This window comes from Kitasatospora sp. NPDC054795 (genome assembly GCF_053611565.1).
This window is the reverse complement of record NZ_JBSHAP010000312.1, coordinates 1-1,086: the sequence shown is the minus strand read 5'-3', so window position 1 is coordinate 1,086 and position 1,086 is coordinate 1. Positions and strand designations below refer to the sequence as shown.

Annotated in this window: 1 protein-coding gene; it reads right to left on the bottom strand. The window is 71.1% G+C overall.

The genetic code is table 11. The features are described 5' to 3' along the window. Positions 1 to 1,086 (bottom strand): hypothetical protein (locus ACWGJO_RS41670; RefSeq protein WP_452190982.1); only part of this gene is annotated, 1,086 nt, incomplete at both ends.

Genomic DNA, 1,086 nt, shown 5'->3' with positions numbered 1-1,086 from the left:
CCGCGGCACAAGTTACTCGTTTGTGACTCTGCCTTTTTGTGTTTTGCGAACGTGAAGAAGACCGGCAAAACGGGACTTCCGCCCAGACGCGGACGGTCCTGGCATGCCGGACAATGGAGAAGGTACGCAGGCCAGCAGGCCGGCGTCGAAACCGCGTGGCGGGAGCAGAGTCGCATGCTCCGTCCGCGGTGGAGCTGAAGCAGCAGAAGGAGTCACCACGATGTCGAACGAGCCCCAGGACCGTCCCGAGCGCCGATCGGACGACGGCCGAGGCTACGAGCCCCGGTCCCGCGGGGGCTGGTCCAACGACCGTGGCGGCGCCCGTCGCGATGACCGTCGGGACGACCGTTCGTCCGGTGGTTTCCGTCGTGACGACCGTGACGACCGTCCGCGTCGTGATGACCGCCCGTCCGGTGGTGGCTACGGCCGTGACCGTGACGACCGTGGTGGCTTCCGTCGTGACGACCGTCCCTCCGGTGGCGGTTTCAACCGTGACCGCGGCGACCGCCCCTCCGGTGGCGGCTTCAACCGTGACCGCGGCGACCGCCCGTCCGGTGGCGGCTTCCGTCGTGACGACCGCCCGTCCGGTGGTGGCTACGGCCGTGACCGTGACGACCGTGGTGGCGACCGCGGCGGGTTCCGTCGTGACGACCGCCCCTCCGGTGGCGGTTTCAACCGTGACCGCGGCGACCGCCCCTCCGGTGGCGGCTTCCGCCGTGACGACCGCCCCTCCGGTGGTGGCTACGGCCGTGACCGTGACGACCGTGGTGGCGACCGCGGCGGGTTCCGTCGTGATGACCGTCCCTCCGGTGGCGGTTTCAACCGTGACCGCGGCGACCGCCCCTCCGGTGGCGGCTTCCGCCGTGACGACCGCCCCTCCGGCGGTTTCAACCGTGACGACCGCCCGAGTGGTTTCCGTCGTGACGACCGTGACGACCGTCCGCGTCGTGATGACCGCCCGTCCGGTGGTGGCTACGGCCGTGACCGCGATGACCGTGGTGGCGACCGCGGCGGGTTCCGTCGTGACGACCGCCCCTCCGGTGGCGGTTTCAACCGTGACCGCGGCGACCGCCCCTCCGGTGGCGG